Origin of the sequence: Phyllobacterium sp. YR620 (assembly GCF_900104165.1) — a bacterium.
Classification (GTDB): Bacteria; Pseudomonadota; Alphaproteobacteria; order Rhizobiales; family Rhizobiaceae; genus Phyllobacterium; species Phyllobacterium pellucidum.
This window is the reverse complement of record NZ_FNJP01000004.1, coordinates 38,378-58,552: the sequence shown is the minus strand read 5'-3', so window position 1 is coordinate 58,552 and position 20,175 is coordinate 38,378. Positions and strand designations below refer to the sequence as shown.

Here is a 20,175-nt window from a genome sequence, read left to right as displayed (position 1 = left end):
CCTATGAAAGCGGTGGGCCGACGATCAGGATCGCCGGGTCCGTCAACAACAGTTTCCTGGCCGCAGCCTTTACCTCATCCAAGGTCACGGCATTGATGAGATCGGCACGCTTGTCGATGTAGTCGCGGCCTAGGTTCTCATCCTGCAGGCCAACCAGTGTGCTGGCGACGGCCGAGGAGGAGTCGAGATTGTTCACCGCATAGGACCCAACGAGATATTTCTTGGCTTCTGCCAGTTCCTCCTCGGTTGGCCCGTCCTTGGCCATCTTTGCTACTTCTGCCTTGAGGATTTGCAGCGTTTCGCTGGCCCGATCGGCCCGCGTTGCGGTCGAGATCATCAAAGCTGCCATATGATCGCGGTTGGCGAGATTGGAACCGGCCGAATAGGCAAGCCCGCGCTTTTCCCGCACCTCATTATAGATGCGCGATGAGAACGTCCCGCCGCCGAGGATATGGTTCATGATGTAGGCGGCAAAGAAGTCTGGATCCTTGCGCCTGACACCCGGATAGACCATCGAAATGGAGGTCTGGGGCAGTGCATAATCGACCTGGGTGGTCTTGCCAAAGGCAAGTTTTGCATCGCTGACCGTCGCGAGCTGGGCTTTCTCGGGCAGATCGCCGAAGACCTTGTCGAGGAGCGGCTTCAGCTCCTCCGGGCTGATCGATCCGACAACGCCGACAATCAGATTATCCCGGGCAAAGTTCCGCTTGTGAAATGCAGCAAGGTCGTCGTGAGTGATGCTCGTGAGACTTTGCTCCGTGCCCTCCGATTGACGGCCGTAGGGGTGGTCGCCATAGAGTGCCTCGGCGAATTTGCGCCCGGCAATGGTGTTCGGATTGCGCTCCGAAGCCTTGATGCCGGCGATAACCTGCTGGCGAATGCGGTCGATCGGCGCCTGATCGAAGCGCGGGTTGTTGACGGCCAGCGTCAGCAACTCGACGGCCTCATCGCGCTTGTCGGACAGCATGCGCATCGAGCCGGTGATACTGTCGTCATCGGCGTTGAAACTCATCTCGGCACCGACATCGTCGAGCTTGTCCTGGAACGAATTGGAATCGAGGTCGCCCGCGCCTTCGTCAAAAAGCCCGGTCATGAGGTTGGCAAGGCCGTCCTTGCCTTTCGGGTCCTGTGCGGAACCACCCTTGAAGGCAAAGCGCATGGACACGAGCGGCACGAAGTCATCCTGTACCAGCCAGGCGCGTATGCCCTTCGGCGAGACCACTTCCTGGATCTCGACCGCATAGCCCGGGACGACGGCAACGAGGAACAGCAGGAAAGTTGCAGCGAGCCGTCTCGTGATTGGGGTAACGGCGCGGATCATTGGACGACTCCTTCGGCGGGCGCTTGCGGCTGTTCCTGTTCGGCTGTACCGGGCGCCGCCTCCCCATCGGCGGGCACGTCGGGCTTGCCGTCTTCGGGCATGAGGTAGCTGGTAACGGAACGGCCATCGACGAGATAGCGCTTGGCCACGGCCTGGATGTCCGCGACCTTCACAGCCTTGATGCGATCCGGCCATTCCTGGATATCCTTGATGGTCTGGCCGGTCGAAAGCGTCGAACCATAGATGCGCGCCATTCCCGCCTGGCTGTCCCGGGCAAAGATCATGCTTTTCAGGAAGCGATTGCGCGCCTTTTCGAGTTCATCCTCGGTGACGCCATCCTTGATGATACGGGCGATTTGCGCATCGATGCCGGCCTCGACATCGCTCAGGGTCGCATCCCCGCGCGGCGAGCCATAGACGCCGAAACTGCCGTCGTCGAGCGATCCGCCCTGATAGAAGGCGCCGGCGCTTGCTGCCGAACCATCCTTGACGACCAGGGCCTGATAAATCCGACTGCGCGAAGACCCACCAAGGATTTCGCTCAGAAGGTCGAGAGCCTCCGCCTCGCCCGGCTTGGCGTTCGTATAGGAGGGTGCGAGCCACATCTTCTGGAAGCTCGGCTGCGACACGCGCGGGTCGGCAAGTGAAACCGTGCGTTTGGTATTCTGTTCCGGCTCCTGCGGCCGGTCGCGCTTGCCCGGCTCCGCCCGGCGCGGCACCTTGCCATAGGTCTTTTCCGCCAAGGCTTTGACGGTTGCGGGATCGACGTCGCCAGACACGACAAGGGTCGCATTGTTGGGCGTGTAATATTTCACGTAGAAGGCCAGCGCATCCTTGAGATTCAGCTTTTCCATCTCATGCAGCCAGCCAATAACCGGCATGCGGTAAGGGCTGTTCTGGTAGAGCGTGGCGTTGACCTCTTCGGCAAGCAGGGCGCCGGGATTGCTGTCGGTGCGCGAACGGCGCTCCTCGAGCACGACGTCGCGCTCGGTTTTCACCACATCGTCATTGAGGATCAGATTCTCCATGCGGTCCGCCTCATAGGTCATGACCATTTCGAGGGCCTGAGGCGACACTTGCTGGTAGAAGGCGGTGTAGTCATAGGAGGTGAAGGCATTTTCCTGCCCGCCGATCTCAGCGACCTTGCGGGAAAACTCGCCGGCCGGATAGGTTTTGGTCGCCTTGAACATCAGGTGTTCAAAAAAATGTGCAATGCCCGATTTTCCGGGTTCTTCGTCGGCCGAACCGACGTGGTACCACAGCATATGGGTGACGACCGGCGCCCGATGATCCGGGATAACCACGACTTCGAGCCCGTTGTCGAGATAGAATGACGAGACGAGGTCATCCTTGCTTTCAGCGGTCGCAGGCGTTTGCACGGCAGTTTCAGCCTGGGCAGGGGCATAAACGCCCGCGCCGGCGAGCGCGCCGGTTAAAACAAATGCCGCAAATGTGCGGCGTATAGTCGGGATCATTGAAATCGGTCCAGTACTGTTGTTCAGGATTGCGATACAATCCCGCTGTTTACGTCTTCAATGTGACAAGCCGAATGATTGTTCCGCCATACGGACGTTCCTCGACAACCGAAAAACGCGCATCGAGTTCGACCACGGCGTCGGCCTCCTCTTCGAGGACCAGCAGCGTGTCGCTTTTCAGCCAGCCGCCATCAAGGGCCGACTTGAATGCCAGTTCGCCAAGGCCTTTCGAATAGGGCGGATCGGCGAAGACCAGATCGAAAGGCTCGATTGTGCCGGCCTCACCGAGTTTGGTTGCATCGCGGCGGAAAATCTTGGTATTGCCGAGAAGGCCGAAGGCTTCGACATTGGTGCGGATCAGTCCCCTGCCCTCGGTCGATTCCTCGATGAATACGCAATAGCGCGCGCCGCGCGACATGGCTTCGAGGCCGAGAGCGCCGGTGCCGGCGAAAAGGTCGAGGACACGCGTCGCCTCGAACTTTTCGGGATAGTTGTGCACCAGAATATTGAAGAGGCTTTCGCGCGTACGATCCGTCGTCGGCCGGATCGCATTCGAAGCCGGCGTTGCGAGTGAACGTCCGCGAAATCTGCCGCCGACAACGCGCACGATCAGCCCCGCGGCTTGTTGCCACGCGGCGGACGCGAACCACCCGGACCGCCCGGCCCGCGACGCCCGCCGCCACCCGGTGCATCGCCGCGCGGCTTGCCTCCGCTGTAGGGACGATCGCCGGACTTTGCCGGGCCGCGTGCGGGCTTGCCGCTCGCGCCATAGGGCCGGTCGGCGCGGGCGGGCCGCTCCGACTGAAATGACTGGTCGCCGCGCTGCTCGCGCTCTTTCATCTCGGCACGTTCGCGCTTGCCGGCACGGGGTGGCCGCGCGGGGCGTTCGCCCTCGGTCCGGCCAGCACCGAATGCGCGCTTCGGCTTCTCCGCGCCCTGATCGTCATTGGCAAATGGCCGGGGCGAATAAGGCCGGCGCTTTTCCTCGCCGCCCGGTCGGCTGCCGAACGAGCGTTCTTCGCGCGGGCGATCGCTGCGTGCGCGCGGCGCGCCTTCATTCGAACGCTGGGGCCTGTCGCTGCGGCTTTCGCCGCGCTTCTCTTCCGTTCGTGCCTTGGGCTTGCCGAGCGGGCGCGCACCGGGCGCCATCCAGACATTGGCGGTACGGCCGGAACGCGTGGGGATTTCTTCCTCTTTAGCGCCACGGCCGGGCTTCGGCCCTGCTGCACGCGGCGGGCGCGGCTTGCGGTCTTCGTCGCGCGGGGGGCGGGCCGGCCGCTCGCTGCGATCGGTCGTCAGGCGCGACAAGGATTCCTCGCGCTTTTCGTCGGCGGTCTTGCGCGGCGGCCGCCGTTTGGCGACTGGCGCGCTCGATATCCACTCGGAAGAGCCGCGCGTCGGGCGCTCGCGCGCATCGCTCACGGGCTGCGCCAATTCACCCTTTACAGCATCGTTGGAGAAAACGTTGATGATCGGCGCATCGAAATCGGCGCCGGATTCCTCGATCAGCCGTTCACCGAGCTGATCGCGCAGCGTGCGGCCGTTCATCTCTCGCACGGCGCCTTCCGGAAGGTCGCCAAGCTGGAACGGGCCATAGGAAATGCGGATAAGCCGGTTCACCGACAGACCGAGGGCACCGAGCACATTCTTGACTTCGCGGTTCTTGCCTTCGCGCAGCCCGACCATGATCCACACGTTCGAGCCCTGTTCGCGTTCAAGCGTTGCTTCGATCGCGCCATAGAAAACGCCATCGACGGCAATTCCGTCCTTCAGGCCGTCGAGCTTTGCCTGCGTGATCGAGCCGTGGGCGCGCACGCGGTAGCGGCGCAGCCAGCCGGTCGACGGCAATTCGAGCGCCCGCGACAGACCGCCATCATTGGTGAGCAACAGCAGCCCTTCGGTATTGATATCGAGACGGCCAACGGAAAGAACGCGCGGCATATCCTTCGGCAGCGATTCAAAGACGGTCTGGCGACCTTCCGGATCGCGATTGGTCGTAACCAGGCCGGCAGGTTTGTGGTAGAGCCAGAGGCGCGTCCGCTCCTTTTCCGGCAGCGGCTTGCCATCCACTTCAATGCGGTCGCTGCGCTTTACATTGATCGCGGGGCTGTCGAGACGCCGTCCGTTGACGGATACGCGGCCCGCGGCAATCATCGTCTCGGCTTCGCGGCGCGAGGCTATGCCGGCACGCGCCAATCGTTTGGCGATACGCTCGCCCTCTTCCGCTACAGCCGCGGCATCGTCGAATTTGCGCGGCGCGGGGCGCCCGCCACGGGACGAACCCGCGGGCTTCTTGTCGAAGCTGCGCTTTGCAAAGGGGCGTTTGCCGCCCTTGTCATTGTCATTTGAACTTGTCATGGAGTTAAGCCTTTCAGCAGGGCTCACTACCAGCTATGAGGTTGGCTTGCGAGCAAATTCTGGATTGCGGGGCGGCGTGACGCAAAAAACTGACCCGATGGGCCTGGCACTCACCGAAGCGAAAAGCGCCGAGATGCGCGGCGAAGTTCCTATCGGCGCGGTCATCGTCAAGGATGGCGCGATCCTCGCAAGCGCCGGCAATCGCACGCGCGAGCTCAACGATCCAACGGCACATGCAGAGATGCTGGTCATCCGCGAGGCCTGCCGCGCCTTGAGCAACGAACGGCTCACGGGCTGCGATCTCTATGTGACACTGGAACCGTGCACGATGTGTGCGGCGGCAATTTCCTTTGCCCGCATCAGGCGCCTTTACTATGGCGCGCAGGACATCAAGGGCGGCGGCGTCGAGAATGGCGCGCGGTTCTATGCGCAGCCGACCTGCCTCCATGTTCCCGAAGTCTATCCAGGTTTCCGGGAACAGGAGGCCGAAGACATGCTGAAGGCGTTCTTTCGCACCAAGAGGCTCTAGCCTAGTTCGCGGGCAACCTGATCCTTGCCGAAAAATCCGGCGCACTATCGGCGGCCATGGCGCGCTGATTGATCGACGCTTCGCGGATGACTTGGTCCAACGGCTTGGAATGATCGATCGCGCCAAGGTCATAAAGGTAACCCGGCAGATAGCCGGAAAAGACAATGCGATAGTCGAGAGGAATTCCGGGCGCGATCGCCCGTGCCATGCTGAAGATCACCGTCGTGCAATTGGCGGTGATCGTATTGTAGAATTTCGCCGTCGTCGCCAGATGGTTGGCGCTGTCGAGGTAAGACAGGAACAGCGCCTGGCGCGTTTCCGGACTGAGGTTGACCTGGTAGCGGTAGACGTCTTCCTTGCGCACATTGGTGCGCAGGCGGATGATGTCACGCTCGTCCGCTGCAATCATCGCCAGCTCGAACTGCTTGAAGAAGCCGCCGATCTCCGAGAACTCCTCATGGCGCTCCTTGCGGATTTCGGCCGAGAACACCACGTGCTCGCCATTGTTGAAACCGAAGCTCACCAAAGTGTGGGCGATCGCCGGGTTCGACCAATAGGAAAGAAAAATGTCGACGGTCGCAAGATCATCCAGCGTGTAGGTGCGCACTTCCCAGCGCGGAGTGTAGTCGGTCGTTGTGCGCCATTCGAAGTTGCGCACGTTTGAAAGCGTCACATAATTGCCGGTGAGCGTGCCCGTCACCGTCTGGGCAACATCATCCGCCCAGATCCGGGTGAGCGACGGCTTGATCGTACCCCACCAGTAGCCGAGCCCGATCATGATCGGGATCAGGACGATGAGCGCGCGCCAGACACGGCCCTTGAATTCCAGCCAGAGTACGGCGAAGGCGATTGTCACCCACAGGATCAGGCAGCCGATGGTCGCTGCAATACCAAGGGGCAGTTGATACCAGAGGGCCAGCCCGCCCCAGAGAAATGCCAGAAATGTCAGGAGGATGAGAAGGACTAACCCAAGAAATCGCAGGATGAACAATTGTTACGGTCCTCGACTGGAGAGGCGATGGATCCCTTATAAACGAAAACGGCGGATCGAAGCATCCACCGTTTCAGCAAACTATTGCAGCAGTATGAACGTTTCTCGGCACAGGACCGCGTGCGAACGCATCAGTTCCAGGGGATGAGGTTGCTCCAGCTGAAGCCCTTGCTCTTGCGGGCCGCGGCCTTGCGCTCGCGCTCTTTCTTGGCCTCGTCTTCGCCGAGCTGATCGGCGGCGGCGGTTGCCGCCGGCTGACGATATTCCAGCGGCGGTTCGCTCAGATAGCGGCGGTTCGTCGGCGATCCGGCGGTTGACGCCATCTTGCGGGCGCGGAAATCTGCGCCGACATCGGTCTTGTTGCCCTGGTTGGCCGGGACCTTGTCGTTGAAGAACCCGTATTCGGTCCTGTTGCTCGCAGACTTGGACGTGACCGGATCGGGGGCTACTTCCGGCACAAACTCGGCGTTGTTCTGGTTGGCCGTCGCAGTGTCGCGGATGCGCTTGCGCCGCTGCTCGGGCGATTCTGGCCAGGCCGGATTTCCGGCGGTCTCGACCGCATCCTGCGGGGCGGGCAATTGCATTGGCTTGCCGGTCGCCGGGCGAACGAGTTCCGGACGCGGATTGTAGGCAATCTGGTTGCTCTTCTTGGGACCCAAGGCGGCCATGTTGGCGACGTCGTCAAGCAGCTGGGTGCCGGCGGACTTGTCCGTACCATAGGTGGGTGACGAGACGCAGCCGCCAAGCGCAAGCGCGCCGACCATTGCACCAAGAACCGTTATGCGTCCGTTCAAATTCATCCTTGCAACTTTCCAGAGATAAGCCGGGCAGCATATCTGCCAATCAATTTTGCTTGATCAATGCCCTGCCTTAGAAATCAGGCAGTTCAATGGCAGCCTTTTATATGAGACCGGTTGTATTTAGCAAGCCAACAGGATTCTCAAGCAAATCAACGGCGGGGAGAACTTGTCTCCCCGCCATTCTATACATCAGGCAACGAGCTTTCCGAGCCGGGCCAATTCGTGCAGCGCCGCCGCGTCGCGGGCCGAAACGTCGGGATAGGCCGAATCGGAACCGACATCATGGGTATAACGCCATGACCGCGCGCATTTGGTGCCCGTCGCGCGCTCAGGGACAACTGCGACGCCCTTGACGTCATCCGTGACAAACGCATTGGCCGGTCCGGCTTCACCCTTGATCGTGATCGCGCTGGTGATGCAGATCTCGGCCATGTCGATATCCTTGACCGCCGCCAGCAGTTCCTTGTCGGCGATATAGACGACGGGAGCGGCTTCGAGCGACGAGCCGATCCGCTTGTCAGCGCGTTCGAGTTCGAGCGCACCCGTGACGACGCGGCGCACATCCTTGACCTTGCGCCATTTGGCGGCAAGCTCGTCATTTCTCCATTCGGCCGGCGTCGGGCGGAACTGTTCCAGATGCACCGAAACCGCATCCTTGTGCAGGTCGAGCCAGGCCTCCTCCATGGTGAAAGGCAGCATTGGCGCGAGCCATGTGACGATGCGGTCGAAAAGGTGCCTCACGACCTGCAGCGCTGCCTTGCGGCGGACGCTCGAGGGCGCGTCGCAATAGAGCGCGTCCTTGCGGATATCGAAATAGAAGGCCGACAGTTCCACATTCATGAAATCGATAAGCGCGCGGGTGATGCGCTTGAACTCGAAACCGTCATAGCCGGCACGCACCACCTCATCGAGTTCGGCAAGACGGTGCAACATCAGCTTCTCGAGTTCCGGCATATCGGCATGGGGAACCTCGTCGCCCTCATCATGAGCCAGGGTACCCAGCATCCAGCGGATCGTGTTGCGCAACTTGCGATAGGCATCGATGTTGGTCTGGATGATGTTCTTGCCGAGACGCTGATCTTCCCAGTAGTCCGTCGTCATGACCCAGAGGCGCAGGATGTCGGCGCCCGAATCCTTGATCACATCCTGCGGCGTGACCGTATTGCCGAGGGACTTCGACATCTTGCGGCCTTCCTCGTCCATGGTGAAGCCATGCGTGACGAGCGTATTATAAGGCGCACGGCCGCGCGTGCCGCAGCTTTCGAGCAGCGACGAGTGGAACCAGCCGCGGTGCTGATCCGAACCTTCGAGATAGACGTCGGCAGGCCACTTCAAATCGGGGCGATCTTCAAGCGTGAAGACATGGGTGGAACCCGAGTCGAACCAGACATCGAGAATGTCGGTTACCTGCGTCCAAGGCTCGTTCGCCTTTTCGCCGAGGAACCGTTCGCGCGCGCCTTTGGCAAACCAGGCATCGGCGCCCTCGTCCTCGAACGCAGCAAGAATACGGGCATTGACGGCGTCATCCTTGAGGACATTGCCATTATCGTCGGCAAAGACGCAGATCGGGACGCCCCAGGCGCGCTGGCGCGACAGGACCCAATCGGGTCGATCCTCGATCATGGCGCGCAGGCGGTTCTGACCGCCCGCCGGAACGAAGCGCGTCTCGTCGATTGCCGCAAGCGCGCGCGAGCGCAGGGTCGTGTGGTCGCCGAGGTCCTTGTCCATGTAGACGAACCATTGCGGCGTGTTGCGGAAGATCACCGGCTTCTTCGAGCGCCAGGAGTGCGGATAGCTGTGCTTGAGCCGGCCGCGCGCAAAAAGTGCGTCGCGCGCGATGAGTTCTTCGATGACGACCTTGTTGGCGTCGCCCTTCTTGCCGTTGTCGTCAATGACGCGGGCAGCACCGCCTTCGCGATCTGGACCGAAACCCGGCGCATCCTTAGTGTAGTAGCCCGCGTCGTCGACGGTGAATGGGATCACCGACGAGATGCCGCGCGCTTCGAGATCGCGACCGGCGTCCATCCATGCATCAAAGTCCTCGCGGCCATGGCTCGGCGCCGTGTGCACGAAGCCTGTACCCGCATCATCGGTGACGTGGTCGCCAGGTAACAAGGGCACGGCGAAATCATAACCACCGCCAAAACCATGGAGCGGATGGGCAAGCGTCATCGCCGCAAGTTCATCGGCCGTAACCGTGCGCAGCCGCTTGAAGGTCAGTTTGGCTTTCGCAGCCGATTCTTCGGCGAGCGCATCGGCAAAGATCAGCTTTTCGCCGGGACGCGGGCCAAAATCATTCTCCGCCGTTTCGACCTCGAAGAGACCGTAGGCGACACGCGGCGAATAGGCGACGGCGCGGTTGCCGGGGATCGTCCAGGGCGTCGTCGTCCAGATGACGACGGACGCGCTAAGCAGTTCACCATCCATTTTCTCACCGGTCCGAGCAATCATTCTCACTGGAAACTTCGCCCAGATCATATCGCTCTCGATATCCTGGTATTCGACCTCGGCCTCGGCGAGCGCGGTGCGCTCGACCACCGACCACATGACCGGCTTGGAACCACGGTAGAGCTGGCCCGACATGGCGAACTTCAACAACTCGCCGGCGATGCGGCTTTCCGCATGGAAGGCCATCGTCGTATAGGGATTGTCGAAATCGCCTTCGATGCCGAGCCGCTTGAATTCGCCGGACTGCACCTTGATCCAGTGCGTTGCGAACTCGCGGCATTCCTGGCGGAATTCGTTGATCGGCACATCGTCCTTGTTCTTGCCCTTGGCGCGATATTGTTCCTCGATCTTCCATTCGATCGGCAGGCCGTGGCAGTCCCATCCTGGAACGTAATTGGAATCGAAACCGCGCATCTGGAACGAGCGGGTGATGACATCCTTGAGGATCTTGTTGAGCGCGTGGCCGATATGGATATTGCCGTTGGCGTAGGGCGGGCCATCGTGCAGGACATAGCGCGGGCGATCCTTCGCGTCTTCGCGCAGCTTCCGGTAAAGATCGAGATCCTGCCAGCGCTTGACGAATTCCGGTTCCTTGGCGGGCAGGCCCGCGCGCATCGGGAAATCCGTTTGCGGCAGATAAAGTGTCTTCGAATAATCGAGTGTCGTGGCGGTGTCGGTCATTTTTCCAGCTTGTACAAGGCCCGCGCGTGATCGCCGCAGGCAGGGATTTCATGAAAAACATTGAAGCGCAACGGCGCTATCCCGGACCTTCCGCACCACGAAGCTCACGCTTCAGGTCCGCGGGAAGGCCGGGCCAGTAATTCGTATCGTCTGAACAGGTATGGACCTTGCGCAGGACCGGCGATCGCTTTTCATGACCGCGCTTTTAGCAATCACCGCCCGCAGAATAAAGAGGCATGCGCGATTATCTTCGCGGATGCCTCGTGCAATGTTAGAGCTTGAAGTCGAAGCGATAGGTTGCCTGCAGGCCGAAGGTCGCCTGATTTTCCGAGCCGCGCTGCTTGACGATGCTGGAATCGGCCGCCGGGCCCATCAAGCGGTTATATTCGGCATAGGCGCTGGTGGTGATCTTGTCGGTCGTCTGCCAGGTGATCTGGCCGCCGAAGCCGAGCGAATTCAGGCCGCCGCCCGGCGAATACTGACGAAGGCCGGATGCAGCGGATTCGCTGGCGTTTACGCCGTAATATTCCCTGAAATAATCCTTGGTCGCCACCGTTGCACGGGGACCTGCTGAAACGCGTACCGTGTCGGTCAGGTTCTTGAAGGCGTCGATGGCGAAATCGGCGACGACACCGTCATGCGCGCCGATGCCGCGGCGGACCTCAACGCGGCCACGAACGTTCTCGGTCGGATAGAATTCGGCGAAACCGCCGAGTTCGACGCCCCAGTCGACATCGTTGAGACCCTTGAGTTCATCATAGTCGCTGGAATCGCGACCGGTAATGAGCTTGCCGGTAATGCCGGCCCGGAACACACCCGTGTCGATAAAGCCAAGCGACGGGTTGTCGTTGAGCGAAGAAAACTTGAGCGAACTGCCGGGACGGCCTATCGAAATGACCGGTGCGGCCCGGAGCTTGTAATTTTTCGCACCTTCATAATCCGGAGCGACGAAACCCTTGGCACCGAGCGTGATGTACCAATCGCCGGACCACCAATGGTCGCCGCGCGAGCTCTGGGTCTGGTTGTCGGAATAATATTCATCGGCAAAAGCTGGTGCTGCAACGGAAAGGATTATGGCGCTCGCGAGAGCGCTAACAAGGCGAATAGACATGAAATAACTCCGGGGCCTGTCTGGGGGGTGGCAAGCGTACGCGTCAAAACTAATCGAGTGATAGATAAAATTGCATTGAGCAACGTGGTAAACAATTTACCACACTGGCGTCAACTGAATGGAAAAGCAAGAAATGCCTCCGACGCCTCGGATTTCTCCGAGAGGGCGGCAAGTGCCGGATATTCGCCGGCCGCGATCACGTCCGGCAGCATCTCACGGGTAAACCGATAGGCAACGGCGCTCGTAATATCCGCCTGGAGCGGCCGATCTGCGAAGATCCATGGGTCCGCCTGCTGCACTTCGGCTTCCAGCAAACGATACGCATCGGCAAGCTGGCCATGCACGCGATCAAGCCAAGGCTGATGCCGCTTTTCCGAAGGCCGCAGATCGTGCTCATAGACGATCTGGACGCTCTTTTCGCAGGCGGCGAGCGCGAGGCCGATGATCCGCTGCGAGCGCGTAAAATGCGTAATTTCCGCCGGTGTCAGCCCCAGCGCGGGTTCTGCAATGCGCTCGGCATATTCGAGGATCAGGCACGAATCCATCAGGACGACGCCTTCATTCGTCACGAGCGTCGGTGCTTTCACGACCGGATTGATCTTCGAAAAGGCCTCGAAGGCCCGGAAAACCGACAGGGACTCATGGGAAAATGGCAGGTTCAGCATTTTCAGTGAAATTGCTACCCGTCGCACATAGGGCGAATCCAGCATTCCAATCAGTCTCATTCCATCGCTCCCTTATTGTCAGATCATGGGTAAAGCGCCCATCTTCCTCAGTCGAAATTAATCTTCTGGTCCAGCGGCGACAACGGCTTGACACCTTGAAGCAGCGCACGCGCTTCCTCTTCGTCGCGCCGGATCTGCTGCATCATCGGCTCGAGACCGTCAAATTTTTCCTCGCCGCGCAGATAGCCGAAGAAAGAGACGGCGCAGGTTTCGCCGTAAAGATCGTCGCTGAAATCGAACACATATGTTTCAAGCAGCGGCTCGCCATCCGTATCGACGGTCGGCCTGCGGCCAAAGCTGGCGACGCCGTCAAGAAGCGTACCGTCGGCCCGGCGGAAGCGCACCGCATAAATTCCGTGCTTCAAATGGGTCTCGGGCGGAAGCACCATGTTGGCGGTCGGAAAGCCGATCGTGCGCCCCAGCTGCTTGCCGCCGACGACCGTGGCGCGAATGCGGTGCCGGTAGCCAAGGAGCCCGGCCGCCTCGACCACTTCACCTGCGCCAAACAGATCGCGAATGCGGCTTGACGAGATCGCATGGCCCCCCTCGTCACGGAAGGCATCGACGAGCGTGACGTGGAAGCCACGTTCTTCGCCCGCTGCCATCAGGAACGCCGGGCCACCCTGACGGCCCTTGCCGAAATGAAAATCGAAGCCGGCGACGATACGGGTTGCGCCAAGGCCATCAACGAGAATGCGGTCCACAAAGACATCCGCCGTCAATTGCGAGAATTCGCGGGTAAAATTGCATTCGACCACCGCATCGAATCCCAGCGCTTCGAGGATCGATGCCTTCTCGGCGGCGGGTGTCAACCGGTCCACCGGCTGGTCCGGCACGAAAACGCTGCGCGGGTGCGGCTCGAAGGTCAATACCAGCGATGGCTTGCCCTCGGCGCGTGCGGTCTCCAGCGCCCGGCCCAGAACGGCCTGGTGCCCACGGTGCACGCCGTCGAAATTGCCGATGGCGACAATGGCGCCCTTCAGTTCATCGGGCAAATGGGACGGATCGTTCAGACGCAGGATCGGCATATCTTTGTCTCACGCCAGGGCGGGCATCGTCGCAACGGGATTGCTTCCGTGCTTTGCGAGGAACGCGAGAAGCTTCTCAAGGTCGTGGACACCACCCATCGCATAATCCCCGGCATGAATACCGCCGGAGATATAGAGAACATCGATGCCGAAAAGATCGGCACCCTTTATGTCCGTCAGCATGCCGTCGCCGATGGCAAGAACCCGCGAAAGTTCGACAGGGGTGCCGCGCACGTCTTCCGCCGCGGCAATCGCCGCCTCGTAGATCGGGCGATGTGGCTTTCCTGCGATGAGCGTGCGGCCGCCAAGCTGCCCGTAATCGCGGGCAAGCGCCCCGGCGCACCAGATGAGGCGATCGCCGCGCTCGACGACGATATCCGGATTGGCGCAGATAAATGGCAGGTTGCGTGAGCGGAAGCGCACCAGCATGTCGGCATAGTCTTCCGGCGTTTCCGTATCGTCATCGAAGAAACCCGTGCAGACGACTACATCGGCTTCGCGCTCCTCCACCAGTTCCACATCAAGGCCGTCATAGAGGGTTTCGTCGCGCTCCGGCCCGAGATGAAACACAAGGCGGGGCGCGTTGCGGATCAATTCGCGGGTTACGTCGCCCGATGTGACGATCCGGTCATAGGCCGATTCTGGCACGCCAAGCGCATGAATCTGCTCGGCAACGCCGGCAAAGGGACGCGGCGCATTGGTGATGAGAACCACCGTCAGGCCGGCCTGCCGGGCCCGTTGCAAGGCCGCCGAGGCGGGTGCGAAGGAATCGACGCCATTGTGCAGGACGCCCCAGACATCACACAGCAGCACGTCGTAGCGATCCATCAATGCGTCGAGGCGCTGCAAATGTATCATGTCGGTCATGCCGGTCCCTTCAGGCAAAATACTATGCGACGAGAGTCTTGAGACTGTCTCGATTAGCGGATCGTGCCTGACCTGTCACGCCGGTTATGTTTGAAAAAGCTCACGTTGTGCCGTTCGGGGTTTCGGACGGGCACTATCTGCGATTGACACGACCTTTGCCTTCGTCTATCAAACACATGAACACATATTGATATGTTTGCTAGAGGCTTCACAATGTCAGACCCCCATGCCGGCCACGACCACACGCCTAAAGTCACTGCGGGCAACGAGACGAAAATGCTCATTGCACTTGCAATAACTTTTTCATTCATGATCGTCGAGATCGTGGGCGGCCTCATGGCGGGCTCGCTGGCACTGATTGCCGATGCCGGCCATATGTTCACCGATGTGGTGGCGCTGTCACTGGCCTACTTCGCCTTCCGTTTCGGCCGGCGCGCCGCTGATGAAAAACGCACTTTCGGCTATATGCGCTTCGAGGTCATTGCCGGGCTTATCAACGCCTTCACGCTGTTCGCCATTCTCATCTGGATAACGTACGAGGCCATTGAGCGCTTCCGCAATCCCGGCGAAGTCCTGGCCGGTCCCATGTTTATCGTCGCCACAGTCGGCCTTTTAATAAACATGCTGGTTTTCTGGATCCTGACACGCGGCGGCGATACCGAGCAGGTCAACATCAAGGGAGCGGTGCTGCACGTACTGGGCGATCTGCTGGGTTCCGTCGGCACGATCGTTGCCGCGATCGTGATCTACTATACCGGATGGACGCCAATCGACCCGATACTCTCTGTCTTCGTGTCCATTTTGATCCTGCGCAGCGCCTGGGCGCTCCTGCGCAACTCGTTGCATATCCTGCTCGAAGGCGCGCCAGACAATGCCGCACCTGAAGCCATCGAGCAGTATCTAAAGCAGACGGTTCCGGGACTTGCCGCCGTCCGCCATGTCCACGTCTGGATGATCACCTCGGGCAAGCCGCTGGCAACGCTGCATGTGCGCCCCGCTCCGGATACCAATCCGCGGCTTCTGGTCAAACAGGTCGAAGCCGAACTCATGAAGAAGTTCGAGATATCGCACGCAACAATTGCCATCGACTGGCCGGAGGATAGAGCGACGGACGATTGCTGCCTTGGCGATGATCTCCAGCAAGGGCACGAGCACGACCATTCCGGCCATGCACACGACGAGGCGGATCATGATCACAGCGCACATGATCATGCCGCGCACGAGCACGGGCATGAGGGGCACAAACATTGACCTCAACCCCTCCTCTCCCCCCTGAGCTTACAGTTCTCGCCGAAACCTTTCGTCTCCTTGGCGATCCGACGCGGCTGCGGATCCTCCTGTTCTGCCTCGAAGCGCCGCGCTCAGTTGGAGATATCGCCGCGAGCCTCGACCTGTCGCAATCGCTTGTCAGCCATCATCTGCGGCTCTTGCGCGGCGCCCGGCTCGTGCGCGGCAACCGGCAGGCAAAACAGATCTTCTACGAACTGGCCGACAAGCACGTCAGCGACATGCTTGTCGACATGACGCATCACGTGGGCGAAGAAAGCGCCGAGGATTGATGCGGTTGGGGCGCGTGTTTCCGCCTGATTTGCAGCATTGTGTGAATTCTGCCGTTTCGTCATTCGCATTTCACATGAATATGCCATAAAGCGGTTTGTAGATGGGCCCCGGCATCCAAGCATCGCCTCTCCAGGCCATTTTAAATGATGCTTTCCCTTGACTCTTCTTACCGATCCCACTATCTCCGGCCGCAGTTAGCACTCACCCCAAGCGAGTGCTAATACCGCGAATGGCGCTGCCATTCGCGTCATCGTTTTGACACCAACATCAAGGGTTCTAACCATGGCCAAGACCAAGTTCCGCCCGCTTCATGACCGCGTCGTCGTACGCCGCGTCGAATCCGAAGCAAAGACCGCTGGCGGCATCATCATTCCGGATACTGCCAAGGAAAAGCCGCAGGAAGGCGAAGTCATCGCCGTAGGCACCGGCGCTCGTGACGAAGCCGGCAAGCTCGTACCGCTCGATGTCAAGGCAGGCGATCTGATCCTGTTCGGCAAGTGGTCGGGTACGGAAGTCAAGATCGGCGGCGAAGACCTGCTGATCATGAAGGAATCCGACATTCTGGGCATCCTCGGCTAATCGCCGCGCATCCCGCAATCAACGAATTTAGATCAAACCGGGTTTAATCCCAGGAGAGATAAAATGGCAGCCAAAGAAGTAAAATTCAGCCGTGATGCGCGCGAGCGCATGCTGCGCGGCGTCAACATCCTTGCCGATGCAGTAAAGGTAACGCTCGGCCCGAAGGGTCGTAACGTTGTCATCGACAAGTCCTTCGGCGCACCGCGCATCACCAAGGACGGCGTCACCGTTGCCAAGGAAATCGAACTCGAAGACAAGTTCGAAAACATGGGCGCGCAGATGGTCCGTGAAGTCGCTTCGAAGACGAACGACATCGCCGGCGACGGCACCACGACCGCTACCGTTCTCGCCCAGGCCATCGTTCAGGAAGGCGGTAAGGCCGTTGCAGCCGGCATGAACCCGATGGATCTGAAGCGCGGCATCGACCTTGCTGTTGCCGAAGTCGTCAAGGACCTCGTCAAGAAGGCCAAGAAGATCAAGACCTCGGAAGAAGTTGCCCAGGTTGGCACGATCTCTGCCAATGGCGAATCCGAAATCGGTGAAATGATCGCCAAGGCGATGCAGAAGGTCGGCAACGAAGGTGTCATCACCGTCGAGGAAGCCAAGACCGCCGAGACCGAACTCGAAGTCGTCGAAGGCATGCAGTTCGACCGCGGTTACCTTTCGCCGTACTTCGTCACCAACCCGGAAAAGATGGTTGCTGACCTCGAAGACGCATACATCCTTCTCCACGAGAAGAAGCTCTCGAACCTCCAGGCTCTCCTGCCGGTTCTCGAAGCCGTCGTCCAGACCTCGAAGCCCCTCGTCATCATCTCCGAAGACGTCGAAGGCGAAGCCCTTGCAACGCTCGTCGTCAACAAGCTGCGCGGTGGACTGAAGATTGCTGCTGTCAAGGCTCCTGGCTTCGGCGATCGCCGCAAGGCCATGCTCGAAGACATCGCCATCCTCACCGGTGGTCAGGTTATTTCCGAAGACCTCGGCATCAAGCTCGAAAGCGTTACGCTCGACATGCTCGGCCGCGCTAAGAAGGTGTCGATCACCAAGGAAAACACCACGATCGTCGACGGCAATGGCAAGAAGGGCGAAATCAACGCTCGCGTCGGCCAGATCAAGCAGCAGATCGAAGAGACCACTTCCGACTATGACCGCGAGAAGCTGCAGGAACGCCTTGCCAAGCTCGCTGGCGGCGTTGCCGTCATCCGCGTCGGCGGTGCGACGGAAGTCGAAGTGAAGGAAAAGAAGGACCGCGTCGACGACGCTCTCAATGCAACCCGTGCGGCTGTTGAAGAAGGCATCGTTCCTGGCGGCGGCGTCGCCCTGCTTCGCGCTTCGGCTGCTCTTACGATCAAGGGCGCCAATGCCGATCAGGACGCTGGCATCAACATCGTTCGCCGCGCTCTGCAGGCTCCTGCCCGCCAGATCGCAACGAACGCAGGCGATGAAGCTTCGATCGTTGTCGGCAAGATCCTTGAGAACAAGAAGGACACTTACGGCTACAACGCGGCCAATGGCGAGTATGGCGATCTGATCACGCTCGGTATCGTCGATCCGGTCAAGGTCGTTCGCACCGCTCTCCAGGACGCAGCTTCGGTTGCCGGCCTTCTCGTCACCACCGAAGCCATGATTGCTGAAGCGCCGAAGAAAGACTCGGCTGCTCCGGCAATGCCGGGCGGCGGCATGGGCGGCATGGGCGGCATGGACTTCTAAGAAGTCCTCATCCAGTGACATACGAAAAAGGCGGGTGTCGACCCGCCTTTTTTGTTTTGATTTGCGTGTTCTTCAATTTCCGCTCGCGCGGCTCGTTCATCCGCCGCCCTCATAAGACCGCTTTCTACCCAAGTTTCAAAACGCCGAGAGAATCCTTCTATCGGAGCAGTGCCACCTAATGCGCGTTGAACTTTTCTTCACTCAGCCGCCTGGGAGAAGATCTGCTTTTGCTCCGAACCTGCATGAACGGCGTCGAATCGCGCGCGTGCTTCGGCGACCCGCTGTTCGTTGCGGATCGCCCAGTCGCCAAGCGCGCGGACAGGCACCAGAAGGTCGCGGCCGAGATCGGTAAGTTCGTAGTCGACGCGTGGCGGGATCGTCGGGTAAACCGTACGGGTCACGAAACCATCGCGCTCGAGTCCGCGCAGCGTGCTCGTCAGCATCTTTTGCGAGATACCATTGATGGTCCGCTTCAACTCATTGAAGCGCATCGATTTATTGCCGAGATAATTGACGACGAGAACCGTCCATTTATCGCCGACGCGCGCCAGAATGTGATTAACCGCAGTGCATGCCGAGGTTACCTGAAAGTGATCTGGTTTCACAAAAGTGCCTCCTTGCGGGGGTTTCGAACAGTCACTTATATAGCGCCGGGCACTATTAGTTACCATCCCCCCAAGACGAAGGAATTTTTATGTCAAAAGCCAAGATCGCCGTTATTGTCGGCAGCACCCGTATCGGCCGTTTCGCCGAATTTCCCGCCAAATGGATTGCCGACGTCGCTGCACAGCGCGGAGATGTCGAGGTCCAAATTATCGATCTGCTTGACTATCCCATGAATTTCTTCGGCGAAGAACGCACCAGCGACGCCCAGAACGAGACCGCCGAACGCTGGAAGAAGAAGCTGCGCGAATTCGATGGCTATGTTTTCACGGTCGCCGAATACAACCACGGCCCGACGGCTGTCCTTAAGAACGCCATCGACCTTGGCGATTTCATCCAGAAGCCGGTCGCCTTTGTCGGTTATGGTGGCGTGGGCGGCGCGCGCGCCATCGAGCATCTGCGCCTCATCTTCGTCGAAATGGGATCGGCTTCGGTAAAGACCGGCGTTCACATCGCCTATTCCGAGTATCTGAGTGCCGTCAAGGGCGAGAAGAAGCTCGGCGACTACCCGCATCTCAATGAAGCAGCCACCAGCCAGCTCGACCAGCTCGTCTGGTGGGCCAATGCCTTGAAGACCGCTCGCGCGGCCTGATCGCTGGGCTGGGCGGTCGAAACGCGATCGCCCAGCCGGCAAATCCGGAGGATCATCGTCATGCCGTCACTCGTTCTGATCAGCCATCTGCTGTGCCCGTATGTCCAGCGTGCTGCAATCGCGCTCGCTGAAAAGGGCGTGCCCTTTGAAAAGATCTATATCGACCTCGCAGCGAAACCAGATTGGTTCCTGAAAATTTCGCCGCTCGGCAAGGTGCCGCTTCTGCGCGTCCCCCAGGCGGATGGCGGCGAGGCGATTCTCTTCGAGAGTTCTGTCATTGCTGAATATATCGACGAATCGCAGCCGGGGCCGAAACTTCATCCCGACGACGCGCTGACGCGGGCACGCCATCGCGGCTGGATGGAATTTGGTTCATCGATCCTTTCCGACCTCTGGGCGCTGGAGACAACGAAGGATGGTGCGGTTTTCGAAGAGAAGCGCAAGGCGATCACTGAAAAGTTCGGTCGCGTCGAAGAGGTTCTTGGCGACGGTCCCTTCTTTGCGGGCGCTGGCTTCAGCCTCGTCGATGCGGTTTACGCCCCGATTTTCCGCTACTTCGATACATTCGACGAGATTGTAGAACTCGGCATTTTCACCGACTACCCGAAGGTGCGGGCATGGCGCGAAGCCCTCGCAACGCGTCCAAGCGTCCGCGAGGCGGTAACGCCGGAATATCCGCAGCTACTGCACGCCTTCCTGCAAAAATATGAGGCGTACATGCTGACGCTGGCGCGCTGAAC

At 59.9% G+C, this 20,175-nt stretch carries 19 protein-coding genes; 7 read left to right on the top strand and 12 right to left on the bottom strand.

What is annotated here, in order from left to right; genetic code table 11:
• Position 1: 1 nt before the first annotated feature.
• From BLR72_RS14440 to BLR72_RS14425, 4 genes are read right to left on the bottom strand one after another with little or no spacing between them, the layout of a single operon-like run.
• Positions 2-1,321, bottom strand: a complete 1,320-nt coding sequence (locus tag BLR72_RS14440; RefSeq protein ID WP_091949754.1) for a M16 family metallopeptidase — start codon at positions 1,319-1,321, stop codon at positions 2-4.
• Positions 1,318-2,796, bottom strand: a complete 1,479-nt coding sequence (locus tag BLR72_RS14435; protein ID WP_091949751.1) for a M16 family metallopeptidase — start codon at positions 2,794-2,796, stop codon at positions 1,318-1,320. The genes BLR72_RS14440 and BLR72_RS14435 overlap by 4 nt, the downstream gene beginning before the upstream one ends.
• A gap of 49 nt (positions 2,797-2,845) precedes the next feature.
• Positions 2,846-3,403 carry a 16S rRNA (guanine(966)-N(2))-methyltransferase RsmD gene (rsmD, locus tag BLR72_RS14430; RefSeq protein WP_091949749.1) on the bottom strand — a complete coding sequence of 186 codons (558 nt, stop codon included), beginning with the start codon at positions 3,401-3,403 and terminating at the stop codon, positions 2,846-2,848.
• Positions 3,404-3,405: 2 nt separating this feature from the next.
• Entirely contained in the window at positions 3,406-5,154 is a 1,749-nt protein-coding gene (locus BLR72_RS14425; protein WP_091949745.1) for a pseudouridine synthase, read from the bottom strand.
• A gap of 97 nt (positions 5,155-5,251) precedes the next feature.
• Between BLR72_RS14425 and BLR72_RS14420 the strand changes: the two genes are divergently transcribed.
• A complete protein-coding gene (locus BLR72_RS14420) occupies positions 5,252-5,683 on the top strand; it encodes a nucleoside deaminase (RefSeq protein WP_027230198.1) in 432 nt (143 codons plus the stop codon).
• Between the two features lies 1 nt (position 5,684).
• Here the strand turns inward: BLR72_RS14420 and BLR72_RS14415 are convergent, their stop codons facing one another.
• The 7 genes from BLR72_RS14415 to BLR72_RS14385 form a co-directional block, all read right to left on the bottom strand.
• Positions 5,685-6,674, bottom strand: a complete 990-nt coding sequence (locus BLR72_RS14415; protein WP_244506713.1) for an Lnb N-terminal periplasmic domain-containing protein — start codon at positions 6,672-6,674, stop codon at positions 5,685-5,687.
• 131 nt (positions 6,675-6,805) lie between these two features.
• Positions 6,806-7,474, bottom strand: coding sequence for a hypothetical protein (locus BLR72_RS14410; RefSeq protein ID WP_027230200.1), 669 nt, complete (start codon positions 7,472-7,474; stop codon positions 6,806-6,808).
• Positions 7,475-7,663: 189 nt separating this feature from the next.
• Positions 7,664-10,603 (bottom strand): isoleucine--tRNA ligase, encoded by a 2,940-nt coding sequence (gene ileS, locus BLR72_RS14405; RefSeq protein ID WP_091949743.1) that lies wholly within the window; start codon positions 10,601-10,603, stop codon positions 7,664-7,666.
• 271 nt (positions 10,604-10,874) lie between these two features.
• Complete coding sequence (locus BLR72_RS14400; protein ID WP_091949740.1) at positions 10,875-11,714, bottom strand: MipA/OmpV family protein; 840 nt, start codon at positions 11,712-11,714, stop codon at positions 10,875-10,877.
• A 110-nt stretch (positions 11,715-11,824) separates the two neighbouring features.
• The gene (locus BLR72_RS14395) at positions 11,825-12,439 is read right to left on the bottom strand and encodes a glutathione S-transferase (protein ID WP_091919612.1); all 615 of its coding nucleotides are present in this window, start codon (positions 12,437-12,439) and stop codon (positions 11,825-11,827) included.
• Between the two features lie 47 nt (positions 12,440-12,486).
• A complete protein-coding gene (locus BLR72_RS14390; RefSeq protein ID WP_091949737.1) occupies positions 12,487-13,467 on the bottom strand; it encodes a bifunctional riboflavin kinase/FAD synthetase in 981 nt (326 codons plus the stop codon).
• 9 nt (positions 13,468-13,476) lie between these two features.
• Positions 13,477-14,325 (bottom strand): TIGR01459 family HAD-type hydrolase, encoded by an 849-nt coding sequence (locus BLR72_RS14385; RefSeq protein ID WP_091950253.1) that lies wholly within the window; start codon positions 14,323-14,325, stop codon positions 13,477-13,479.
• Positions 14,326-14,547: 222 nt separating this feature from the next.
• Here BLR72_RS14385 and BLR72_RS14380 point away from each other — a divergent pair, with 222 nt between their 5' ends.
• The 4 genes from BLR72_RS14380 (at position 14,548) to groL (ending at position 18,180) form a co-directional block, all read left to right on the top strand.
• Complete coding sequence (locus BLR72_RS14380; protein WP_244506712.1) at positions 14,548-15,585, top strand: cation diffusion facilitator family transporter; 1,038 nt, start codon at positions 14,548-14,550, stop codon at positions 15,583-15,585.
• Complete coding sequence (locus BLR72_RS14375) at positions 15,582-15,893, top strand: ArsR/SmtB family transcription factor (protein WP_091949731.1); 312 nt, start codon at positions 15,582-15,584, stop codon at positions 15,891-15,893. The genes BLR72_RS14380 and BLR72_RS14375 overlap by 4 nt, the downstream gene beginning before the upstream one ends.
• A gap of 283 nt (positions 15,894-16,176) precedes the next feature.
• Positions 16,177-16,473, top strand: a complete 297-nt coding sequence (gene groES, locus BLR72_RS14370) for a co-chaperone GroES (RefSeq protein WP_027230208.1) — start codon at positions 16,177-16,179, stop codon at positions 16,471-16,473.
• Positions 16,474-16,536: 63 nt separating this feature from the next.
• Positions 16,537-18,180 (top strand): chaperonin GroEL, encoded by a 1,644-nt coding sequence (gene groL / locus BLR72_RS14365; protein WP_027230209.1) that lies wholly within the window; start codon positions 16,537-16,539, stop codon positions 18,178-18,180.
• A 197-nt stretch (positions 18,181-18,377) separates the two neighbouring features.
• On the opposite strand, the gene BLR72_RS14360 is transcribed toward groL, so the two are convergent.
• Positions 18,378-18,785 carry a winged helix-turn-helix transcriptional regulator gene (locus BLR72_RS14360; protein ID WP_244506711.1) on the bottom strand — a complete coding sequence of 136 codons (408 nt, stop codon included), beginning with the start codon at positions 18,783-18,785 and terminating at the stop codon, positions 18,378-18,380.
• An 89-nt stretch (positions 18,786-18,874) separates the two neighbouring features.
• Here BLR72_RS14360 and BLR72_RS14355 point away from each other — a divergent pair, with 89 nt between their 5' ends.
• Together BLR72_RS14355 and BLR72_RS14350 are read left to right on the top strand one after the other, a co-directional pair.
• On the top strand, positions 18,875-19,435 hold the full coding sequence (locus tag BLR72_RS14355) for an NADPH-dependent FMN reductase (RefSeq protein WP_091919621.1): 561 nt from the start codon (positions 18,875-18,877) through the stop codon (positions 19,433-19,435).
• A gap of 60 nt (positions 19,436-19,495) precedes the next feature.
• Positions 19,496-20,173, top strand: coding sequence for a glutathione S-transferase family protein (locus BLR72_RS14350; RefSeq protein WP_091949725.1), 678 nt, complete (start codon positions 19,496-19,498; stop codon positions 20,171-20,173).
• The last annotated feature ends 2 nt before the right edge of the window (positions 20,174-20,175 follow it).